Source organism: Massilia polaris, from assembly GCF_012927275.1.
Lineage (GTDB): Bacteria > Pseudomonadota > Gammaproteobacteria > Burkholderiales > Burkholderiaceae_D > Telluria_A > Telluria_A polaris.
The window spans coordinates 193,313-213,464 of record NZ_JABBGG010000005.1 but is presented as its reverse complement, the minus strand read 5'-3'; the positions used below and the strand labels follow the sequence as shown (position 1 = coordinate 213,464).

General features: G+C 62.0%; 22 protein-coding genes. 13 read left to right on the top strand and 9 right to left on the bottom strand.

Annotation, left to right across the window (positions count from 1 at the left end; genetic code table 11):
- The first annotated feature begins 11 nt into the window (after positions 1-11).
- Positions 12-518: a cyclic pyranopterin monophosphate synthase MoaC gene (gene moaC, locus HHL21_RS10675; RefSeq protein ID WP_169465542.1), complete on the top strand. Its 507-nt coding sequence runs from the start codon at positions 12-14 to the stop codon at positions 516-518.
- Positions 519-591: 73 nt separating this feature from the next.
- Here the strand turns inward: moaC and HHL21_RS21935 are convergent, their stop codons facing one another.
- The 7 genes from HHL21_RS21935 to recA form a co-directional block, all read right to left on the bottom strand.
- On the bottom strand, positions 592-1,035 hold the full coding sequence (locus HHL21_RS21935) for a pilin (protein ID WP_308640234.1): 444 nt from the start codon (positions 1,033-1,035) through the stop codon (positions 592-594).
- 188 nt (positions 1,036-1,223) lie between these two features.
- Positions 1,224-1,790: an FHA domain-containing protein gene (locus HHL21_RS10665; RefSeq protein ID WP_370659700.1), complete on the bottom strand. Its 567-nt coding sequence runs from the start codon at positions 1,788-1,790 to the stop codon at positions 1,224-1,226.
- An 81-nt stretch (positions 1,791-1,871) separates the two neighbouring features.
- Complete coding sequence (gene sucD, locus HHL21_RS10660; RefSeq protein WP_169465538.1) at positions 1,872-2,753, bottom strand: succinate--CoA ligase subunit alpha; 882 nt, start codon at positions 2,751-2,753, stop codon at positions 1,872-1,874.
- A gap of 15 nt (positions 2,754-2,768) precedes the next feature.
- On the bottom strand, positions 2,769-3,938 hold the full coding sequence (gene sucC / locus HHL21_RS10655) for an ADP-forming succinate--CoA ligase subunit beta (protein ID WP_169465536.1): 1,170 nt from the start codon (positions 3,936-3,938) through the stop codon (positions 2,769-2,771).
- Between the two features lie 80 nt (positions 3,939-4,018).
- Positions 4,019-4,582: a DUF2889 domain-containing protein gene (locus tag HHL21_RS10650; RefSeq protein ID WP_169465534.1), complete on the bottom strand. Its 564-nt coding sequence runs from the start codon at positions 4,580-4,582 to the stop codon at positions 4,019-4,021.
- 338 nt (positions 4,583-4,920) lie between these two features.
- Positions 4,921-5,373: a recombination regulator RecX gene (recX, locus tag HHL21_RS10645; protein WP_169465532.1), complete on the bottom strand. Its 453-nt coding sequence runs from the start codon at positions 5,371-5,373 to the stop codon at positions 4,921-4,923.
- A 7-nt stretch (positions 5,374-5,380) separates the two neighbouring features.
- Positions 5,381-6,469, bottom strand: a complete 1,089-nt coding sequence (gene recA / locus HHL21_RS10640) for a recombinase RecA (RefSeq protein WP_169465530.1) — start codon at positions 6,467-6,469, stop codon at positions 5,381-5,383.
- A 189-nt stretch (positions 6,470-6,658) separates the two neighbouring features.
- Here recA and HHL21_RS10635 point away from each other — a divergent pair, with 189 nt between their 5' ends.
- From HHL21_RS10635 to HHL21_RS10610, 6 genes are all read left to right on the top strand, one after another.
- Positions 6,659-7,369: a response regulator gene (locus HHL21_RS10635; protein ID WP_169465528.1), complete on the top strand. Its 711-nt coding sequence runs from the start codon at positions 6,659-6,661 to the stop codon at positions 7,367-7,369.
- The gene (locus HHL21_RS10630) at positions 7,366-8,889 is read left to right on the top strand and encodes a sensor histidine kinase (RefSeq protein WP_370659699.1); all 1,524 of its coding nucleotides are present in this window, start codon (positions 7,366-7,368) and stop codon (positions 8,887-8,889) included. The genes HHL21_RS10635 and HHL21_RS10630 overlap by 4 nt, the downstream gene beginning before the upstream one ends.
- The gene (locus tag HHL21_RS10625; protein WP_169465526.1) at positions 8,889-9,200 is read left to right on the top strand and encodes a DUF4212 domain-containing protein; all 312 of its coding nucleotides are present in this window, start codon (positions 8,889-8,891) and stop codon (positions 9,198-9,200) included. The genes HHL21_RS10630 and HHL21_RS10625 overlap by 1 nt, the downstream gene beginning before the upstream one ends.
- Positions 9,197-11,245, top strand: a complete 2,049-nt coding sequence (locus tag HHL21_RS10620; RefSeq protein ID WP_169465525.1) for a sodium:solute symporter family protein — start codon at positions 9,197-9,199, stop codon at positions 11,243-11,245. Before HHL21_RS10625 ends, HHL21_RS10620 begins: the two co-directional genes overlap by 4 nt.
- A gap of 119 nt (positions 11,246-11,364) precedes the next feature.
- Positions 11,365-12,579, top strand: a complete 1,215-nt coding sequence (locus tag HHL21_RS10615) for a 6-phosphofructokinase (RefSeq protein WP_169465522.1) — start codon at positions 11,365-11,367, stop codon at positions 12,577-12,579.
- Positions 12,576-13,142, top strand: a complete 567-nt coding sequence (locus tag HHL21_RS10610) for a hypothetical protein (RefSeq protein ID WP_169465520.1) — start codon at positions 12,576-12,578, stop codon at positions 13,140-13,142. Before HHL21_RS10615 ends, HHL21_RS10610 begins: the two co-directional genes overlap by 4 nt.
- Positions 13,143-13,250: 108 nt before the next feature.
- On the opposite strand, the gene HHL21_RS10605 is transcribed toward HHL21_RS10610, so the two are convergent.
- Complete coding sequence (locus HHL21_RS10605; RefSeq protein WP_169465518.1) at positions 13,251-13,721, bottom strand: hypothetical protein; 471 nt, start codon at positions 13,719-13,721, stop codon at positions 13,251-13,253.
- Between the two features lie 111 nt (positions 13,722-13,832).
- A complete protein-coding gene (gene purM / locus HHL21_RS10600) occupies positions 13,833-14,876 on the bottom strand; it encodes a phosphoribosylformylglycinamidine cyclo-ligase (protein WP_169465516.1) in 1,044 nt (347 codons plus the stop codon).
- 591 nt (positions 14,877-15,467) lie between these two features.
- Here purM and hda point away from each other — a divergent pair.
- The 6 genes from hda (at position 15,468) to thpR (ending at position 20,147) form a co-directional block, all read left to right on the top strand.
- Positions 15,468-16,139: a DnaA regulatory inactivator Hda gene (hda, locus tag HHL21_RS10595; protein WP_169465514.1), complete on the top strand. Its 672-nt coding sequence runs from the start codon at positions 15,468-15,470 to the stop codon at positions 16,137-16,139.
- Positions 16,136-16,810: a histidinol-phosphatase gene (locus HHL21_RS10590; RefSeq protein ID WP_169465512.1), complete on the top strand. Its 675-nt coding sequence runs from the start codon at positions 16,136-16,138 to the stop codon at positions 16,808-16,810. The genes hda and HHL21_RS10590 overlap by 4 nt, the downstream gene beginning before the upstream one ends.
- Positions 16,803-18,167, top strand: a complete 1,365-nt coding sequence (gene pcnB, locus HHL21_RS10585; RefSeq protein WP_169465510.1) for a polynucleotide adenylyltransferase PcnB — start codon at positions 16,803-16,805, stop codon at positions 18,165-18,167. Before HHL21_RS10590 ends, pcnB begins: the two co-directional genes overlap by 8 nt.
- Positions 18,164-18,637 carry a 2-amino-4-hydroxy-6-hydroxymethyldihydropteridine diphosphokinase gene (gene folK / locus HHL21_RS10580; protein WP_169465508.1) on the top strand — a complete coding sequence of 158 codons (474 nt, stop codon included), beginning with the start codon at positions 18,164-18,166 and terminating at the stop codon, positions 18,635-18,637. Before pcnB ends, folK begins: the two co-directional genes overlap by 4 nt.
- A gap of 125 nt (positions 18,638-18,762) precedes the next feature.
- Positions 18,763-19,629, top strand: coding sequence for a 3-methyl-2-oxobutanoate hydroxymethyltransferase (gene panB / locus HHL21_RS10575; RefSeq protein ID WP_169465506.1), 867 nt, complete (start codon positions 18,763-18,765; stop codon positions 19,627-19,629).
- A gap of 11 nt (positions 19,630-19,640) precedes the next feature.
- Positions 19,641-20,147, top strand: a complete 507-nt coding sequence (thpR, locus tag HHL21_RS10570; protein ID WP_169465504.1) for an RNA 2',3'-cyclic phosphodiesterase — start codon at positions 19,641-19,643, stop codon at positions 20,145-20,147.
- Positions 20,148-20,152 lie beyond the last annotated feature (5 nt).

Sequence of the window (20,152 nt, the reverse complement as noted above, 5' to 3'; positions counted from 1 at the left end):
TTTCCCCAACCATGACGACAGACGACACGCCGCAAGGCACAGGTGACCTTACCCATTTCGACGCAAGCGGCCAAGCGCATATGGTCGATGTGGCAGCCAAGAGCGAGACCCATCGTGTGGCAGTTGCCGCTGGCACGATCCGGATGAAGCCGGAGACCTTGGCACGGGTAGTGTCGGGCACGGCCAAGAAAGGGGATGTACTGGGGATTGCACGGATCGCGGCGATCATGGCGGCTAAGAAGACCAGCGATCTGGTGCCGCTCTGCCATCCGCTCGCGCTAACACGAGTTGCTGTGGATTTCGAGATCGATGAGGCTGGTTCAAGCGTGCATTGCCGCGCGCGAGTTGAAACCGTGGGTAAAACCGGTGTGGAGATGGAGGCGCTGACTGCTGTACAGGTCGGCCTGCTGACGATCTATGACATGTGCAAAGCAGTGGACCGCGGAATGGTGATGAACAACGTTCGCGTATTGGAAAAGCATGGGGGAAAGTCGGGGGATTGGATTGTTGCGATCTAGTTTCGATCCACGAAAAACAAAAACCCCACATCGTGGGGTTTTGTTTCAACCTACACCATTGCGGGTCTTTCAATTATCCAGCTGTGCAGACACCGGTTGGGCCAATGTGCTTCTGGTCCACACCAGTCGCGCCGCAAGACCATGCACCGTTATCGGCGCGGGTCAAGGTAATGACGCCTCCGCTAACGGTTGCTGGACCACCTTCGACGTCGCAAGTGATGGTGGTGGCAGTCAGACCGAGCGTGCAGTTTGCAGTTGCTGCGGTGGCCAGGCCCATGCCAGCCAAGTCGGCAGGAGCAGTACCCGGGGTCTCACCATCGTTCAGAGCGACATCGAACGCAGTCTTGCCGCTCGAAACCTCAGCCAGTGCAGCAGCAAACTTCGACTTTGCAACGTAATCCTGGTAAGCCGGAATTGCAACAGCTGCCAGGATACCGATAATGGCAACAACGATCATCAGTTCGATCAGGGTGAAGCCGGCTTGTGCTTGTTTCTTCATCATTTTCATCGATTTCATGGTGTTTCTCCGTGTGGGTTTGAATTTTGTCATGCACTGCTACCGCCCTTTCATATGAGCAATTGCCGTGCCAGCCTGAATTCACGGGTTTCTGTTATTTCGACGATATCAAAACCGGGTAACTCAGCCATTTTCCGTCACTATTACTGACAAATTCCGTCAGCTTTGGTTCCAAAGTTTGTCAACGATCATGTGGTGACAGAAAATTGCATCCGAGTTCCTGCCAGATCGATGCTTTCGCCATCGGCGAGGAATCGCTGCTCGCCCACTATTGCCTCTCCGTTTACAAGTGGAACGCCGGAGCCATCCACGTGACGGATGAAATAGTGATCGTCCTGCCGGCCTATGACGACGACCAGCACGCCCGGACTGCCCAGCGTTGTCAGCGGCTTTACCAAAGTGAGCTTCTTCCCCTGGTTCGGGCCGTTCATGACTTCAATCGACGCTACCGGTGCTGCGGCGACAGTAGTGCCGGCAACGTAGCTAATAGTATGCAAGGCGACCTTGATGACATCCCGGTCCGCCAAAATCTGCCGCGCAATCCGCTGCCCGTTGACAAAAGTGCCATTGGTGCTGCCCAGGTCTTCCACCTGGGTATCGCTCGCCGATACGGTAATCGCGGCGTGCTGGCTACTAACAGCCCGGTGCGCGATCACGATATCGTTGCTCGGATGGCGCCCGATGGTCATGCGCGGCTTGGTCAGCTCGACCTCCTGCTCCACCATGTCGCCGTGCGATATGACAATTTTGGCCACTGGCCTCTCCATTCCTGAAATAAAAACGGGGAGCGAAAACGCTCCCCGTCATTATTGACTACCTTCGTCCATGCTTACAAATTACAGCATGGCTTTCAGCAGACGCGCCATTTCCGACGGGTTCTTGGTGGTCTTGATGCCGCAGGCTTCCATGATTTCCAGCTTGGCTTGCGCGGTGTCTGCGCCGCCCGAGATCAGCGCGCCGGCGTGGCCCATGCGCTTGCCCGGAGGTGCGGTTACACCAGCGATGAAGCCAACGACCGGCTTCTTCATGTTGTCCTTGATCCAGTACGCCGCGTTGGCTTCGTCCGGGCCGCCGATTTCGCCGATCATGATGACCGCATCGGTATCAGGATCGTCGTTGAACATCTTCATGATGTCGATGTGCTTCAGGCCATTGATCGGATCGCCGCCGATGCCCACTGCCGAGGACTGGCCCAGGCCGAGTGCGGTCAGCTGGCCGACTGCTTCATAGGTCAGGGTGCCCGAACGCGAAACCACGCCGATACGGCCCTTCTTGTGGATGTGGCCTGGCATGATGCCGATCTTGATTTCATCAGGGGTGATCAGGCCTGGGCAGTTAGGACCCAGCAGCAGGGTCTTCGAACCCGACTTGGCCATGCGGTCCTTCAGGGCCATCATGTCGCGGACAGGAATGCCTTCGGTGATGCAGATTGCCAGGTCCAGTTCAGCTTCGACAGCCTCCCAGATCGCGGCAGCAGCGCCTGCTGGCGGAACGTAGATGACCGACACGTTGGCGCCGGTTTCTTTTTTCGCTTCAGCGACGTTGGCGAAAATAGGAATGCCTTCGAAATCTTCGCCGGCCTTCTTCGGGTTCACGCCTGCAACGAAGGCGTTCTTGCCGTTCGCGTACTCGCGGCACATGCGGGTGTGGAACTGACCGGTCTTGCCGGTAATTCCCTGGGTTACAACTTTTGTATCTTTATTAATCAGGATCGACATGTTATTTCCTTCGAATTAGGCTTTACCAGCAGCAGCGGCGACTACGGCTTTCGCTGCGTCTTCCATCGTATCGGCGGCGATGATCGGCAGGCCGGAGTCGGCCAGCATCTTCTTGCCGATGTCTTCGTTGGTGCCCTTCATGCGCACGACCAGCGGCACTTGCAGGGAAACGGCCTTCGATGCGGTGATCACGCCTTCAGCGATCACGTCGCAGCGCATAATGCCGCCGAAGATGTTAACCAGGATGGCTTTCAGGCCAGGGTTCTTCAGCATGATCTTGAATGCTTCGGTCACTTTTTCTGCCGTCGCACCGCCGCCCACGTCGAGGAAGTTGGCTGGCTCGCCGCCGAACAGCTTGATGGTGTCCATGGTTGCCATGGCCAGGCCAGCGCCGTTGACCAGGCAACCGATGTTACCGTCGAGCGAGATGTAGGCCAGGTCGAACTTCGATGCTTCGACTTCCGCTGGATCTTCTTCGTCCAGGTCGCGGAAAGCGACGATTTCTGGCTGGCGATACAGTGCGTTGGCGTCGAAGTTGAACTTCGCGTCCAGTGCGATGACCTTGCCGCTGCCGGTCAGGATCAGCGGGTTGATTTCAGCCAGCGATGCGTCGGTTTCCCAATAAGCCTTGTACAGGCCCTTGAGCTGGGTGCGCGCGTCGGCGATCGACTCTGGTGGAACGCCGATCTTCGCCGAGATGTCATCCGCTTCAGCGTCGGTCAGGCCGATGGCCGGGTCGATCGCGACGGTGTGGATTTTTTCCGGGTTCGTGTGAGCGACTTCTTCGATGTCCATGCCGCCTTCCGACGACGCCATCAGGACAACCTTCTGGCTCGCACGGTCGGTGACCATCGAGATGTACAGTTCTTTCTTGATGTCCGCGCCTTCTTCAACCAGCAGGCGGCGTACTTTCTGGCCTTCAGGGCTGGTCTGGTGCGTGACCAGCTGCATGCCCATGATCTGTTCTGCGTATTCTTTGACTTGCTCCAGCGACTTGGCCACTTTCACGCCGCCGCCTTTACCGCGGCCGCCAGCATGGATCTGCGCCTTGACTACCCAGACCGAGCCGCCCAGCGTTTCTGCAGCTTTGACAGCCTCTTCTACGGACATGCACGGGATGCCGCGCGGTACCGTCACTCCGAATTGCCGGAGGATTTCTTTGCCTTGATACTCATGGATTTTCATGCTGGCTTCCCTTCTTATGATGCTGATTTGTAGAAATACGGTTGAGATGTGAAACGAACGTCGGAAAAACGGAACTCTTGTCAGCTGCTGGCCGTCGTGGCCACCCAGCGCGGATAGTACATGGCGACCGCCGGGCCATCGGCCCGCAGGCCATAGCATTTGTCGATCTGGAACGGACGGTTTGGCAGCAGGTCGCCAGCGCCGTCGCGCGTCTTGATGACATCGTTGGCGAACGCCTGGATGGCGGCAGTCGGCAGAACCTGGGCCAGTTCGGTCAGGTGCGTGCAGCCGAGGACGCCGGACAGGCGCTCTTTCAGGCCGGCGCGGAAATCCTTCACCAGCGACAGGCCGACCAGTTGTTTGTAGGCGGGGCTGATGACATCGCAATAGCCGGGATACGGAACCGCATCGGAAGCCGCTTCGGCGTCGACGATGGTCAGTTCGAGATCGATGGTGATGCGCAGGCTCAGCTCATGCAGGGGTGTTCCGCCCGTACGCACGCCGGAGGCGAGCGTCACGTCGTTCTCCTTCACGTCGGTGATTCGCGCATCGAGATCCCATAGGCCATCGTCGCGTTTGAACGCTTCGACTTGGATGGCGCGGGTGTGCCGCAACGCGCGCGGAACAGGTGGAGACAGGGGCATAAGGGCCGAATGCCGGAAAGCGGCGAAAAATTGTGTGCAGCTGGTGTGCTGATGCACGTCACCGCAGCTTCTGCGGCAACTACCGCTCATGCGGCGCTGCTTAAACCACAAAAGTTTATCACATGTCGCCGCTGCATTGCGGCATAAGATCGGTCTGTTGTCGAGGTAATAATATTGCGTGGGGAAGGAATTAGCCCGTTGTATGCACCTTCTGGAAAGGCGCAATGATGGACTTGCGTTGCTGCCGGCGGGGCCGCCCGCTGTTGGTGAGGAGATGTGCGCCGAGTCGACGCACATCAACAACGGAAGGCGGCCTCGGCGGAAGCCACGGGACACGCTCAGAACTCGTCGTCAGGTTCGCCCTTAAGCGCGGTGAATACGGCGCGCTGCGAAAAGCCGCGCTGCATCAGGAAACGCATTTGCTTGTTGCGTTCGGCCGGATCGGTTGCGACCGTGCCGAAGCGGCGCTGCCAAAGCTCTCGGGCGCGCGCCATTTCAGTTCCGGCCAGGCCGGCCTTCACTTCCTGCAAGGCTTCGCCGCCCAGGCCGTGGCTTTGCAGCTCGGCCATGATGCGGCTGTTGCCGAAGCGCGCGGACCGCCGGTGAACCAGCGATTCGGAAAAGCGCTCCTGCGACAGCCAGTTGTTCTGCTCTAAAAAATCAAGAAGGGCTTCGACATCGTCGCCCTCCTCGGCATAACGCGACAACTTGCGCCCCAGTTCCAGCCGACTGTGTTCCCGCATTGACAGGTAACGCAGGGCACGGCCCTTCAGGCTGAGCCGGGGTTTCATCGCCAGTTTATTCGGCGACGGCCTTCAGCTTGGCGACCTTTGGAGTCGCCTCAGCATCGCCGCCAACCGGCGCCGGCAGTTCGCGCACGCCGAGGGCAACGCGTACCTTGTTCTCGATTTCGCGCGCCAGTGCCGGACGCTCCTGCAGGTAGGTACGTGCGTTGTCCTTGCCCTGGCCGATACGTTCGCCGTTGTAGCTGTACCAGGAGCCCGATTTTTCAACGATCTTGTTGTCGGCGCCAAGATCGAGGATTTCGCCTTCGCGCGAGGTGCCGGAGCCGTACAGGATGTCGAAGTGGGCTTCCTTGAACGGCGGCGCGATCTTGTTTTTGACGACTTTGACCTTGGTTTCGTTACCAATGACTTCGTCGCCGGACTTGATCGAACCGGTGCGGCGGATGTCCAGGCGAACCGACGCGTAGAACTTCAGCGCGTTACCGCCGGTGGTGGTCTCCGGGCTGCCGAACATGACGCCGATTTTCATGCGGATCTGGTTGATGAAGATAACCAGGGTATTGGTGCGGTTGATCGAACCGGTCAGCTTGCGCAGCGCCTGGGACATCAGGCGTGCCTGCAGGCCTGGCAGCGAGTCGCCCATGTCGCCTTCGATTTCGGCACGCGGGGTCAGCGCGGCAACCGAGTCGATGACCACCAGGTCGACACTGCCCGAGCGCACCAGCGCGTCGGTGATCTCCAGTGCCTGCTCGCCGGTGTCTGGCTGCGAAATGAGCAGCTCCGACAGGTTGATGCCGAGTTTTTGTGCGTAGCCGACGTCGAGCGCGTGTTCCGCATCGATGAAGGCGCAGGTGCCGCCCAGTTTTTGCATCTGCGCGATGGTCTGCAGGGTCAGGGTGGTTTTACCCGACGATTCAGGCCCGTAGATTTCCACGATACGGCCACGCGGCAGGCCGCCGACGCCGAGCGCGATGTCGAGGCCGAGCGAGCCGGTCGACACGGTCTGGACTTCCTCGACCGGCATGCTGGCATCCATGCGCATGACCGAGCCCTTGCCAAACTGCTTTTCAATCTGTGCCAGGGCGGCGGCGAGCGCCTTGCCCTTTTCAGCGCCATGCAATGCGGTTTTTTTGTCGTCCATAATGTTCTTTCAGTCTTGAAAAGGGGCGGAGTCACTCGGTTCAGCCGATACTGTATAAAAAAACAGTGGTCTTTGCAAGCGCAACTTGCAGATATTGTCGAATAGCTCAAAAATCGTGATTATTCTCGCGGTGTTACGGAAAATGAAACACAATAGGGATATCTGCCAGTTTCGACGTTCCTGTGCCCCATGCGTATTTTACTTGCCGAAGATGATAGTGTACTTGCCGACGGACTGACGCGGTCCCTGCGCCAGTCGGGCTACGCCATCGACTGCGTGCGCAACGGCCAGGAAGCCGATACCGCCCTGTCGACGCAGGAATTCGACCTGCTGATCCTCGACCTCGGCCTGCCCAAGATGTCCGGCCTCGAAGTGCTGCGCCGCCTGCGCTCGCGCGCGTCGCTGCTGCCGGTTCTGATTCTCACCGCGGCCGATTCGATCGAGCAGCGCGTCAATGGCCTCGATCTTGGCGCCGACGATTACATGGCCAAGCCGTTCGCGCTGTCCGAACTCGAAGCGCGCGTACGCGCCCTGACCCGGCGCGGCGCCGGCGGCGGCCCCACCGTGATCCGCCATGGACCTTTGGTATACGACCAGGTCGGGCGCAGTGCCTACGTCAACGACCAGATGCTCGACCTGTCTGCGCGCGAACTGGGGCTGCTCGAAATCCTGCTGGCCCGCACCGGCCGCCTGGTCTCGAAGGAGCAGCTGGTCGACCACTTGTGCGAGTGGGGCGAGGAAGTGTCGAATAACGCCATCGAAGTCTACGTGCACCGCCTGCGCAAAAAAATCGAAGTGGGCGGCGTGCGCATCGCCACCGTGCGCGGGCTGGGCTACTGCCTTGAAAAATACCCCGATGCCGCGCGCGCCGGCGCGGACGCGCATACCGATTCGAAGTGAACGACCGCGACGCCGGCCTGGCCGGGATCAACGAGCCGCCCCAGCCGGCTGACCTGTACCTGCCGCCCAACCCCGAACCCGAAGAGAACATCCAGCACTCGCTGTTCGGCGAGATCCTCGACTGGATGCTGGCGCCGCTGCTGCTGCTGTGGCCAATGAGTATCGCGATCACCTACCTGGTCGCCAAGTCGATCGCCAACCAGCCGTTCGACCATGCGCTGGAAGACAGCGTGACGGTGCTGGCGCAGCAGGTGCGCGAAGTCGACGGCAAGGCGGTGTCGCGCCTGCCCGGCACCGCGCGCGACATCCTGCGCGCCGACGATGTCGACAACGTCTATTTCCAGGTCACCGGGCCATACAAGGAGTACGTCGACGGCGACCGCGAGCTTCCGCTGCCCGACAATCCGGACCGCTACCGCACGGGCACTGTCCATTTCCGCAACGACGCGATGAACGGCACGCAAGTGCGGGTCGCGTTCAGCTACGTCAACCTGCGCCCGGCCGCGCGCAACGTGGAACCCCATGCGGCGCTGGTGCAGGTGGCCGAAACGCTGGACAAGCGCGCCCACCTGGCCAACGAAATCATCAAGGGAGTGATCCTGCCGCAGTTCATCATCCTGCCGATCGTGCTTGCGCTGGTGTGGTTCGCGCTGGCGCGCGGCCTGTCGCCGCTGGCCGAACTGCAGCGGCGCATCCGCGCGCGCCGACCGGACGACCTCTCGCCGATCGACGCGACCCAGGTGCCGGAAGAGATCTCGCCGCTGGTCGGCTCGCTCAACGACATGCTCTCGCGCCTGTCGCAAACCATCGACATGCAGAAGCGCTTCATCGCCGACGCGGCGCACCAGATGAAAACGCCGCTGGCCGGCATGCGCATGCAGTCGGAGCTGGCGCTGCGCCAGCTCGACCCGGATGAAATCCACCGCTCGCTCGAACAGCTGGCCAAGAGTTCGGAGTCGGCCACGCGTTTGGTTAACCAGCTGCTGGCACTGGCGCGCGCGGAGAACCAGCCGCACACCGGGCTGGCGTTCGAACTGGTCGACCTGAATGTGCTGGCGCGCGACACGGTGCAGGACTGGGTGCAGGCATCGTTCTCGTACCGGATCGACCTTGGTTTCGAGGCCTCGGACGCCGGGGTTGCCCTTGAGGGAAACGCCATGATGCTGCGCGAGCTGCTGTCAAACCTGATCGACAACGCGCTGCGCTACACGCCTGCGGGCGGCAGCGTCACCGTGCGCGTGCGTAGTAATGCGCAGCAGGCGATCCTGGAAGTGGAAGACACAGGGCCTGGTATCGCACCGGCCGAACGCGCGCACGTGTTCGAACGCTTCTACCGGATCCTGGGCAGCAGCGCCAGCGGCAGCGGCCTTGGGCTGGCGATCGTGCGCGAGATCGCGCAGCAGCACGGCGCCGAAGTCGACGTCTTCAGCAACCCGCGCGGCTTTGCGAAAAAACTGCCCGGCAGCCTGTTCCGCGTGACCTTCCCGCCGCCGCCAATCATCGTAGAGGAATCCGACTGATGGAAGCACAGCACGAAGACGCGGGCCTTGCCGCCCGCCGCCTGCATGCGCTGGTGACGGCGCGCGCGCTGCACTGGCGCCGCACCCGCACGATTACCGGCGTGCTGCTCGCGCTGTGGCTGGCCACGACCTTCGGCACCGTGTTCTTCGCGCGCGAACTGCAAGGCTTGTCCGTGTTCGGCTGGCCGCTGTCGTTCTACCTTGCGGCGCAAGGCTCGCTGCTGATCTACCTCACCATCATCGGCGCCTACGCGTGGTCCATGCGGCGCGCCGACCAGCAGTTCGAGCAGCGCCAGCGGGAGTTTGCATGAACCGCACTTCGCCCTATTTCAACAAACTGTCGCGCTACTATCTCTGGTACACCGCCTGCTTCGGCGGCTTCCTTGCCGCGCTGGCGCTGCTGGAGCAGGAAGGCATGCCGCGGCTGTGGATCGGCTACTCATTCATGTTCGCGACCATCGTGCTGTATGCCAGCATCGGCGTCATCAGCCGCACCTCGAACGTCTCTGAATATTATGTGGCGGGACGGCGCGTGCCCTCGCTGTTCAACGGCATGGCGACGGCGGCCGACTGGATTTCGGCGGCCAGCTTCATCAGCCTGGCGGGAGGACTGTACCTGCACGGCTTCGACGGGCTCGCCTACATCATGGGCTGGACCGGCGGCTACTGCCTGGTCGCGCTGCTGATCGCGCCCTACCTGCGCCGCTTCGCGCAATACACCATTCCCGATTTCCTCGCGACGCGTTATGGCGGCGGCGCGGGAGGCCGCGGCGGGCCGGTTCGCGCGATTGCCGTGGGGGCCACGATCATCGTCTCGTTCACCTACGTGGTGGCGCAGATCTACGCGGTCGGCCTGATCGCGTCGCGCTTTACCGGCGTCGACTTCTCGGTCGGGATTTTCCTCGGGCTGGCCAGTATCCTGGTCTGCTCTTTCCTCGGCGGGATGCGCGGCATCACGTGGACGCAGGTGGCGCAATACATCATCATCCTGGTGGCGTTTTTGATCCCGACCATGTGGCTGTCGGTGAAGCACGCCGACAATCCGCTGCCGCAGCTGGCTTACGGGTCGGTGATGCCGAAACTGGCGCAGCGCGAGGCCGAACTGGCCGCCGATCCGAAGGAGATCGAAGTACGCGCGATCTTCAGCGAGCGTGCTCACGTTTACCAGGCCAGGATCGCCACGCTGCCTGCGTCGTGGGAGCGCGGTAAGGAAGAAGTCCAGCGCCAGCTCGACGAAGTCCGCATGCGTAACGCGTCGCTGGCCGAGATCCGCGCCGCCGAGCGCGCCCTCATCGCCTATCCGAAGGACGCCGCGGAGGCGCGCACGATCTGGGCCAGCCTGCGCGACGCCAACCTGAAGCGCGCCCGCCCACCGGCGCCGCACGCCACGCCCTTCCCCGGCGACGATCCTGCCCAGTCGGACATCCGCCGCAATAACTTCCTCGCGCTGGTGTTCTGTCTGATGCTCGGCACCGCCGCGCTGCCGCATATCCTGATGCGCTCGTACACAACGCCTTCGGTGCGCGAGACGCGCGGCTCGGTGTTCTGGACCCTGTTCTTCATCTTGCTGGTTTACCTGACGATTCCCGCGCTGGCGGTGCTGGTCAAGTTCGACATCTACAGTTCGCTGGTGGGCGCCGACTTCACCAAGCTGCCCGACTGGATTTCGTACTGGGCCAACGTCGATAAGGTCAACCCCCTGATCAGCATCGTCGACATCAACCGCGACGGCGTCGTGCAGCTGGCGGAAATCGCCATCGACGGCGACGTGCTGGTGCTGGCGACACCGGAAATCGGGGGCCTGCCCTACGTGATCTCGGGTTTGGTCGCGGCGGGAGGACTGGCCGCGGCGCTGTCGACCGCCGACGGCCTGCTGCTGGCCATCTCCAACGCGCTGTCGCATGACGTCTACTACAAGATCGTCGATCCGGCGGCATCGACCCAGAAGCGGGTGACGATCTCCAAGCTGCTGCTGCTCGCGGTGGCCTTCATCGCCGCCTACGCGGCGTCGCAAAAGCCGGCCGACATCCTGTCGCTGGTGGGCGCGGCGTTTTCGCTGGCGGCGTCCACGCTGTTCCCGGCGCTGGTGCTGGGCGTGTTCTGGAAGCGCGCCAACCACCAGGGCGCGATCGCGGGCATGGTGGCCGGTTTCATCATGTGCCTGTACTACATGCTGCACACCCATCCCGGCGTGGGCGGCTCGGTCGCCGGCCAGTGGCTCCACATCGCGCCGATTTCGGCCGGCGTGTTCGGGGTGCCGGCCGGTATCGCCGTGATGGTGATCGCCAGCCTGCTGACCGCCCCGCCGAGCCGCAGGTCGGATGGCATGGTCGACCATATCCGCTCGCCTGAATAAACACTTTTCGTATCTGTCCCGAGAAACTCCTTGTGCGTCACATCGGTAAGCCGTAACACAGCGTTCAAATTGCGGTACTCTGGTTGCGATTGCAATTACCCGTTCAAAAGGAGCTGCGCATGTCGTCCGGAAAAATCCTCGTTGCACAGGGAGGCGGTCCGACCGCCGTCATCAACCAGTCGCTGGTCGGCGTCGTGCTGGAGGCGCGCCGCTTCAAGCACGTTACCCGCGTGTACGGCGCGATGCACGGCGTGCGCGGCATTATCAACGAGGATTTCGTCGACCTGACCCAGGAAACCAGCCATAACCTGGAACTGGTGGCCAGCACGCCCTCGTCGGCGCTGGGATCGACCCGCGACAAGCCTGACCTGGCCTACTGCCACAAGATTTTCGAGGTGTTGCGCGCGCACGAGATCGAACACTTCTTCTACATCGGCGGCAACGACTCGTCCGACACGGTGCGCATCGTCAGCGAAGAGGCGCGCAAGGCCGGCTACCCGCTGCGCTGCATCCATATCCCGAAGACCATCGACAACGACCTGGTCGGCAATGACCATACGCCGGGATTTCCATCGGCGGCGCGCTTCGTGGCGCAGGCCTTTGCCGGGGCCAACCTCGATAATGCGGCATTGCCGGGCGTGTATGTCGGCGTGGTGATGGGGCGGCATGCGGGCTTCCTGACGGCGGCGTCGGCCCTCGGGAAAAAATTTCCCGATGACGGCCCTCACCTGATCTACATTCCCGAGCGCACCTTCGATATCGAGCGCTTCCTTGCCGACGTGAAGAAGACTTACGAACGTTTCGGGCGCTGCGTGATCGCGGTATCCGAAGGCATTCACGATGCGTCAGGTGAAGCCATCCTCACGCTGCTGGCGAAGGAAATCGAGCGGGATGCGCACGGCAACGTGCAGTTGTCGGGCACCGGCGCGCTGGCCGACCTGCTGTGCGAGGAGATCAAGACGAAGCTGGGCATCAAGCGCGTGCGCGGCGACACCTTCGGTTACCTGCAGCGTTCGTTCATCGGCTGCGTGTCGGATGTCGACCAGCGCGAGGCGCGCGAAGTCGGCGAGAAAGCGGTGCAGTTCGCGATGTGGGGCGACCGCGACGGCTCGGTGGCGATCAAGCGCACCGGTTATTACTCGGTCGACTACGAACTGATGCCGCTGGAAGACGTGGCCGGCAAGACGCGCGTGATGGAGGACGAATTCATCACCGCTGATGGCACCGACGTGACCGATGCATTCCGTATGTACCTGCGTCCGCTGCTCGGGTCGAAGATGCCGGATGCGTATCGCCTGCGCCCGGCGCCGGTCGCGAAAATCCTGAAGAAATGAACGCCGTGGCCGACGCTTCGCTCGCCGGGGAAGCGTTGTTCGCCGCAGCACGCTTCAGGCTGAAATCCCTTCCGCAGAAGGACTGCCGTGAACTTATCGATGCAATGATGTACCAGGACATCTGGTACGACGAATTCCTGTTGGTCCTTGATCCGCAGTTGCCGTGGCCGGATGGCGCGGCTCCGGCGATCGAAAAGACGCTTCAGCACTTTGCATTGCCAATGCCCCACCTCGACGAGGCCTACCGGATACTGATTGAACGGCTACTTCGGCCCATTGCCGAAGGGCGAATTGATCCGATTGGCGGCCTGAGTGATTTTATGGACAGGTTCTTCTGGGAATACCGGGACCCCGAGAATCCGTTTGGCGAATCGCTCGGTATCGACAAAGTCGTTAAGCTGCACTATCAGCTTGACGACTGGCACAGCTACCAGCCTGGCCTCTTGTCCGATCCGGCATTCGCACAACAACTGTCGACGCTCAAAGTCGACATCGTGCGCGCTGCGCAAGCGTGGCTAGACGGGCGCTCGCAGCTCACTGGGGTTGACCGGAAAGGCGGATGACCTCGGCCGACTCCCACTTCATCAATGCGACCATCGCAGAAATATAGCGCGCGAAAGCGTCCGAGGCCTCGCTGGCTTCGGCCCATATTTCAAAGTCGCCGTCATCGTTCAGAAGTACGCCTTTTGGCGCGGCGCGGGCATGAACACTATTTTCGTCTGAGCGCAGAACCGGGCCAAAACTTCCTCGTACCCCCATTTCTGCCACGCGGCGCTGCCAACGCTTCTTAAGGATCCAAGATGTTCGTGCGGCTTGCGGTGCGCGTCCGTCTCCCGCTTCGATGCCCGGCTCACACACAGCTGATAGACCCTATCCAGGCCGTACGAGTTCATTCGAAACACCGAAAACCTGTAGCGCGCATCGCTGGTTCGCAAACCAGGTTTAAAACTCAGCTTAACGAAGAGGTCGGTCTTCATACCTGCCTCATCAATCAGCCCGGCCTGTATCTGAAGAGTTTCGGCATTGATTCGCGGAAGCCAATCGGTCGCCCCCTCGCCTGTCAGCTGTCGAGCCAGCAATCTGCGCGCTTCTGCTTCGGGAACGTCGGCATGTCGTCTGCTCAGTAATCGACGGTCAGCCATCAATTTAGCCCCAGCGCTGATTATCAATCACGCGCAGGATCAGCAAAAATAAAAATACCACGCCCGGCCGCAAGGCCGTGACGTGGTATCTGTAGGTGAAGCCGGACTAAATTATTCGACGATGGTCGGGTGCTCATCACCCTCGCGTGCGCGGATCGTACCGATGCGCGAGACGGTCTCGCCGGCTGCCTGCAACTGCGCAAACGCGGCGTCCGCATTTTCCTTCGACACGATGACGATCATGCCGATGCCGCAGTTGAACACGCGGTGCATTTCAGCGTCGGCGACGCCGCCGTGCTGCTGCAGCCAGGTGAACAGCGGAGGCATGGTCCACGACTTCGAATCGAGCACGGCGGTCAGGCCAGGCTGCAAGACGCGCGGGATGTTTTCGACCAGGCCGCCACCGGTGATGTGCACCATGCCCTTGACTTCCATCGAGGCCATCAGCGCCAGCAGCGGCTTGACGTAGATGCGGGTCGGCTCCATCAGCACGTCCGACAGCTTGCGGCCGTGGAAGTCGCCTTCGAGGTCCGGCTTGGCCACTTCGATGATCTTGCGGACCAGCGAATAACCGTTCGAGTGCACGCCCGACGACGCCAGGCCGAGGATCACGTCGCCCGGGGTAATCTTGGTGCCGTCGATGATCTGCGACTTCTCCACGGCGCCGACCGCGAAGCCAGCCAGGTCGTATTCGCCGGCCGGGTACATGCTCGGCATTTCAGCGGTTTCGCCGCCGATCAGCGCGCAGCCTGCCTGCTCGCAGCCCTGGGCGATGCCCTTGATGACGGCGGTGGCGGTCGCCACGTCCAGCTTGCCGCATGCGAAGTAGTCGAGGAAGAACAGCGGCTCGGCGCCCTGCACCAGGATGTCGTTGACGCTCATCGCGACCAGGTCGATGCCGACCGTGTCATGGCGGTTCAGCTCGAATGCCAGGCGCAGCTTGGTGCCGACGCCGTCGGTACCGGAGACCAGGACTGGCTCCTTGTACTTCTTGCTGATCTCGAACATGGCGCCGAAGCCGCCCAGCCCGCCCATGACGCCTTCGCGCATGGTGCGCTTGGCAAACGGCTTGATTGCTTCGACCAGGGCGTCGCCGGCATCGATATCGACACCCGCATCGCGGTAGGAGAGTGAAACATTTGAAGGTTGGCTCATGGTGTTTTTCGCAGCGGAGGCGGTAAAATAGAAGGCGGTGGATCAGCCAGGCCCATGCGATGTGTTTTTCGCACCCGGTGGCTGGTCAATCCGCTATTTTATCAAAATGCCCCGCCCGCAGCCGGTTTAACCGAGATAACAACACATCGATGCCTTTTTCATTCGCGTTCTTGCAGTCGAGAATTTCGACTGCCCGCGCAACAGCTTTTATAATGCCTGATGCAAATGACGCGGAAAGCAGGGAATTCAGGTTGACATCCTCCCCTTCGTAAACGGAAGGGGATTCCCACTGCTGGCGTCTGATGCCCCAGACGGAAGCCGGACTGAAAGTAGCCCAGCTTCTTATTCAATCCGCAGGATATCTCTCGACCTCGCCCAAGGCGACTGCGGATCGGAAAAAAACGGTGCAGGAGACTCATGCCCCAGCGCGTAATCGCATACTGAAGCACTTATGGAGTTTGACCATGCCCCAACAACCAAGTTCAAAACATTTTTTCGCCTGGACGGCTGCGGGCGCTACGCGTCCGGCTCCTTTCACTCCCTGCCCTGAAGGACAGGGTTTCTCGGAGCAATTCTGATGAAACGGTCGCCATGAAACAACTGGTGCTCGATCTAGGCGCAGACCAGGCGCAGAGCCTCGACTCGTTCGAGGTGGGTCAGAACGCCGAGCTGGCGCATCTGATGCATCAGTTCGCCGAACGCACGTCGCGCGAGCATTTCGCCTACCTGTGGGGCGAGGCCGCCGCCGGCAAGACCCACCTGCTGCAAGCGCTGGCCGCCACCGCCAATTCGCGCTACATCGCCTTTGATGCGCCCGACAGCGCCTTCGTTTACAGCCCTGACATCAGCCTGTACCTGCTGGACGACTGCAACCTGCTGTCGAGCCAGGTCCAGATCGACGCCTTCGCGCTGTTCAACCAGATCCGCGAGCACGGCGCCTACATGGTCTCCACCGGCCCGGTGCCGCCGGCCGTGCTGCCGGTGCGCGAAGACCTGCGCACGCGCATGGGCTGGGGCCTGATTTACCAGATCCACGGCCTGTCGGACGACGAAAAGATCGCCGCGCTGACCCATGCGGCCGAATCGCGCGGTTTGACGCTGTCGGCCAGCGTGTTACCCTACTTGCTATCACACTTTAAGCGCGACATGCGCTCGCTATCGACGATGCTCGACGCACTCGACCAATATTCGCTTGAGACCCAGCGCCCGGTCACCCTGCCGCTGCTGCGCGACTTGCTGCTCCAGTCGGAACCGAAAGAATGAACAACCTGGCCCTGTTCGACCTCGACCACACCCTGCTGCCGATCGACTCGGACTACGAATGGGGCCAGTTTTTGGTCCGCACCAACGCCGTCGATCCGGTCGAATTCAAGCGCCGCAACGACGAATTCTTCGCCCAGTACCAGGCCGGCACGCTCGATCCGGTCGAATACCTCGAATTCGCGCTCGGCACGCTGGCGCGCTTCCCGCGCACCCGTCTCGACGCGATGCACGCGCAGTTCATGCATGAAGTGATCAAGCCGTCGATCCGCGTCAGCGTGCGCGAGCTGCTGCAGAAGCACCAGGATGCAGGCGACCTGGTGGCGATCATCACCGCCACCAACCGCTTCGTCACCGCGCCGATCGCGAAAGAACTCGGCGTGCAGCACCTGATCGCCGCCGTGCCGGAAGAAGACGCGCAGGGCAACCTGACCGGCAAGCTGCTTGGCACGCCGACCTCCGGCCCAGGCAAAGTCACGCACACCCACGCATGGCTAGATACCATCGGCAAGCCGCTCGGCGCATTCGAGCGCAGCCATTTCTACAGCGATTCGCATAACGATATCCCGTTGCTGTCCGTTGTCACCCACCCTGTCGCGACCAACCCGAACGCTGTGCTGGCGTCGCACGCGACGAACCTTGGCTGGCCTTTACTCCACTTATTCAATGATTAAAAAATTCATCCGCAAGATCCTTGGCGTTAAAGACCAGCGCGACCCGACCGAGCCAGTGGTGCTCGGCGCGTCCGAACACGGAATCGACCCGAAACTGCTGTCGTCGAACGCGATCCGCGTCACGTCAACCTTGCAGGAAGCTGGCTTCAAGGCCTTTGTGGTGGGCGGCGCGGTGCGCGACCTGCTGCTCGGGGTGAAACCGAAGGACTTCGACATCGCCACCAACGCGACGCCGGAAGAAGTAAAGAAGCTGTTCCGCCGCGCCTTCATCATCGGGCGCCGCTTCCAGATCGTGCACGTGATGTTCGGCCAGGACCTGCTGGAGGTGACCACCTTCCGCGGCGCCGGCGAGAGCAACGCGCCGAAGGATGAACACGGCCGCGTCCTGCGCGACAACAGCTTCGGACCGCAGCATGAAGACGCGATGCGCCGCGACTTCACCATCAACGCGATGTACTACAACCCTGCGACGCAGGAAGTGCTGGACTACCACGGCGGCATCGCCGACATCCGCGACAAGACCCTGCGCATCATCGGCCAGCCGGAAGCGCGCTACCGCGAAGACCCGGTGCGCATGCTGCGCGTGGTGCGCTTTGCGGCCAAGCTGCAGTTCACCATCGAACCATCGACGCGCGAACCGATTCCGGTCATGGCGCCGCTGATCGACAACGTGCCTGCCGCGCGCGTGTTCGACGAAATGCTCAAGCTGCTGATGAGCGGCCACGCGCTGGCCTGCCTGCAGCAGCTGCGCAAGGAAGGCTTGCACCACGGCCTGCTGCCGCTGCTCGACGTCGTGCTTGAACAGCCGATCGGCATGAAGTTCGTCACCCTGGCGCTGGAGTCGACCGACAACCGCGTCAAGGCCGGCAAGGGCGTGTCGCCAGGCTTCCTGTTTGCGTCGCTGCTGTGGCACCAGGTGGTCGAGAAGTGGACCGCCTACAGCGCCGCCGGCGAATCGCCGATTCCTGCGCTGCACCTGGCCGCCGACGACGTGCTCGATTCGCAGACCGAACAGCTGGCGCTGCAGCGCCGCATCGCCTCCGACATGCGCGACATCTGGTCGATGCAGCCGCGCTTCGAGCGCCGCAACGGCAAGACGCCGTACAAGCTGCTGGAGCACCCGCGCTTCCGCGCCGGCTACGACTTCCTGCTGCTGCGCTGCGCGTCGGGCGAGATCGAAATGGAACTGGGCGAATGGTGGACCGATTTCTACGAAGGCGACCCTAACGAACGCGAACAGCTGGTCGTCACCGCCAACGCCGCGCCGTCCGGCGCCAAGCGCAAGCGCGCGCCACGCCGCGCACCGCGCAACAAGGCTGGCGCAGCAACGAGCGAAAGCACCACGAGCGAGGAATGATCGCCTACATCGGGATCGGCGCCAACCTGGGCGATGCGCTGGCCAACGTCGACGACGCGCTGGCGCGTCTCGGCGCCCTGCCCTCCACGCGGCTGCTCGCCAGCTCGTCCAGATACCGCACCGCGCCGATCGACTCGTCCGGCGACGATTACATCAATGCGGTTGCCAGCATCGACACCGCGCTCGGCGCGCAAGAGCTACTGACGGCGCTGCACGGCATCGAGCTGGCGCACGGCCGCGAGCGGCCCTACCGCAACGCCCCGCGCACGCTGGACCTCGATGTGCTCCTGTACGGTGACCAAATAATCGACACACCCACTCTGCAGGTTCCGCATGCCCGCATGCTGGAACGCGCGTTCGTGCTGGTTCCGCTGCTGGAAATAGCGCCCGGCGTGGTGGTCCCTGGCCGCGGCCCTGCGCAGCAGTTCATAGGCGCCGTAGCCGGCCAGCAGATCGCGAGAGTCTCCTAGCCATGCGGGCCGGCCTGTGCATGGCCGGCGCCGTCTACTTCATCTTCCGCACCTGACCGCGCACGTTCCGGCGGTTGGCATTACACTATCGCCGTTGGCGTCCAATTCGATATCAAAGGAATAATATGAGCGGTTACCTGCAGGGCAAGGACATGGCTGGCGGCGATAACGCCCCCGCACCTTCCAAGCCACCAGTGGTCAACAAGGCAGTCACGATTCCGTCCCTGAACGCGATGCGCGCGGCCGGCACGAAGATCTCGATGCTGACCTGCTACGACGCCAGCTTCGCATCCCTGATGGACCGCGTTGGCGTCGACATCCTTCTCATCGGCGACTCGCTGGGAATGGTCTGCGCGGGGCATCAGTCCACGCTGCCGGTCACGATGGCCGACATGGTCTATCACACCGCGTCGGTCGCGCGCGGGAACAAGAGCGCGATGGTCATGGCCGACATGCCGTTCGGTTCTTACGGCACGCCTGAAGCGGCGTTCAACAATGCCGTGCAGCTGATCCAGGCCGGCGCGCACATGGTCAAGCTGGAAGGCGGCGCCTGGCTGGCCGACACCATTCGCTTCCTGACCGACCGCGCCATTCCGGTCTGCGCCCACCTCGGCCTGACGCCGCAGTCGGTGCACCAGATGGGCGGCTACAAGGTGCAGGGCAAGACCATCGAAAGCGCCGAACGCCTGAAGGCCGATACGCTGCTGGCCGCCGAAGCGGGAGCCGCCATGGTGCTGCTCGAAGCCATTCCGGCGGGCGTTGGCAAGGACATTACCGACATGCTGGCGATTCCGACGATCGGCATTGGCGCGGGCCCTGACTGCTCGGGCCAGGTACTGGTCATGCACGACATGCTCGGCGTGTTCCCTGGTCGGAAGGCCAAGTTCGTGAAGAACTTCATGGACGGCCAGACCTCCATTGAAGCCGCAGTCGCGGCCTACGTGGGGGCGGTCAAGGACGGCAGCTTCCCGGCTGCGGAGCACTGCTTCTAACAGGTGGCGTGATGGACGGCGATGCCCAGTCAAGGCTGTTTATCGCACTCTGGCCGGACCCGCAGGTGCGCCATGTGCTGCGCGCATGGCGCGATGTGTGGGACTGGCCGCGCGGGGCGACGCCGGTCAGGAACGAGCGCCTGCACATGACGCTGCACTTCCTCGGCAGCGTGAGCCAGTCGCGCATTTCGGAACTGCGCGAAGCGCTTGCCGTGCCGTTTGCCCCTTTTGAACTTGAGTTCGGCGAGCAGAAACTGTGGAGGCACGGGGTCGCCGTGATGGAGCCGAGTACCGCTCCCGCGCAGCTGGTGCAGCTGCACGCGGACCTGGGCGACGCCCTGACGCGGCTGGACATGCAGGTCGAAGAGCGGGCGTTCAAACCTCATGTGACGCTGGCCCGGCGCGCGGCCAATGCATTGGCGCCTGAAGGCGGGCCGGCTTTGACGTGGGCCGTCGATGGCTACGCTCTAATGGAATCGTCCCCCAGCGGCTACACAGTAATCGAGCACTACCCCTGACTCCA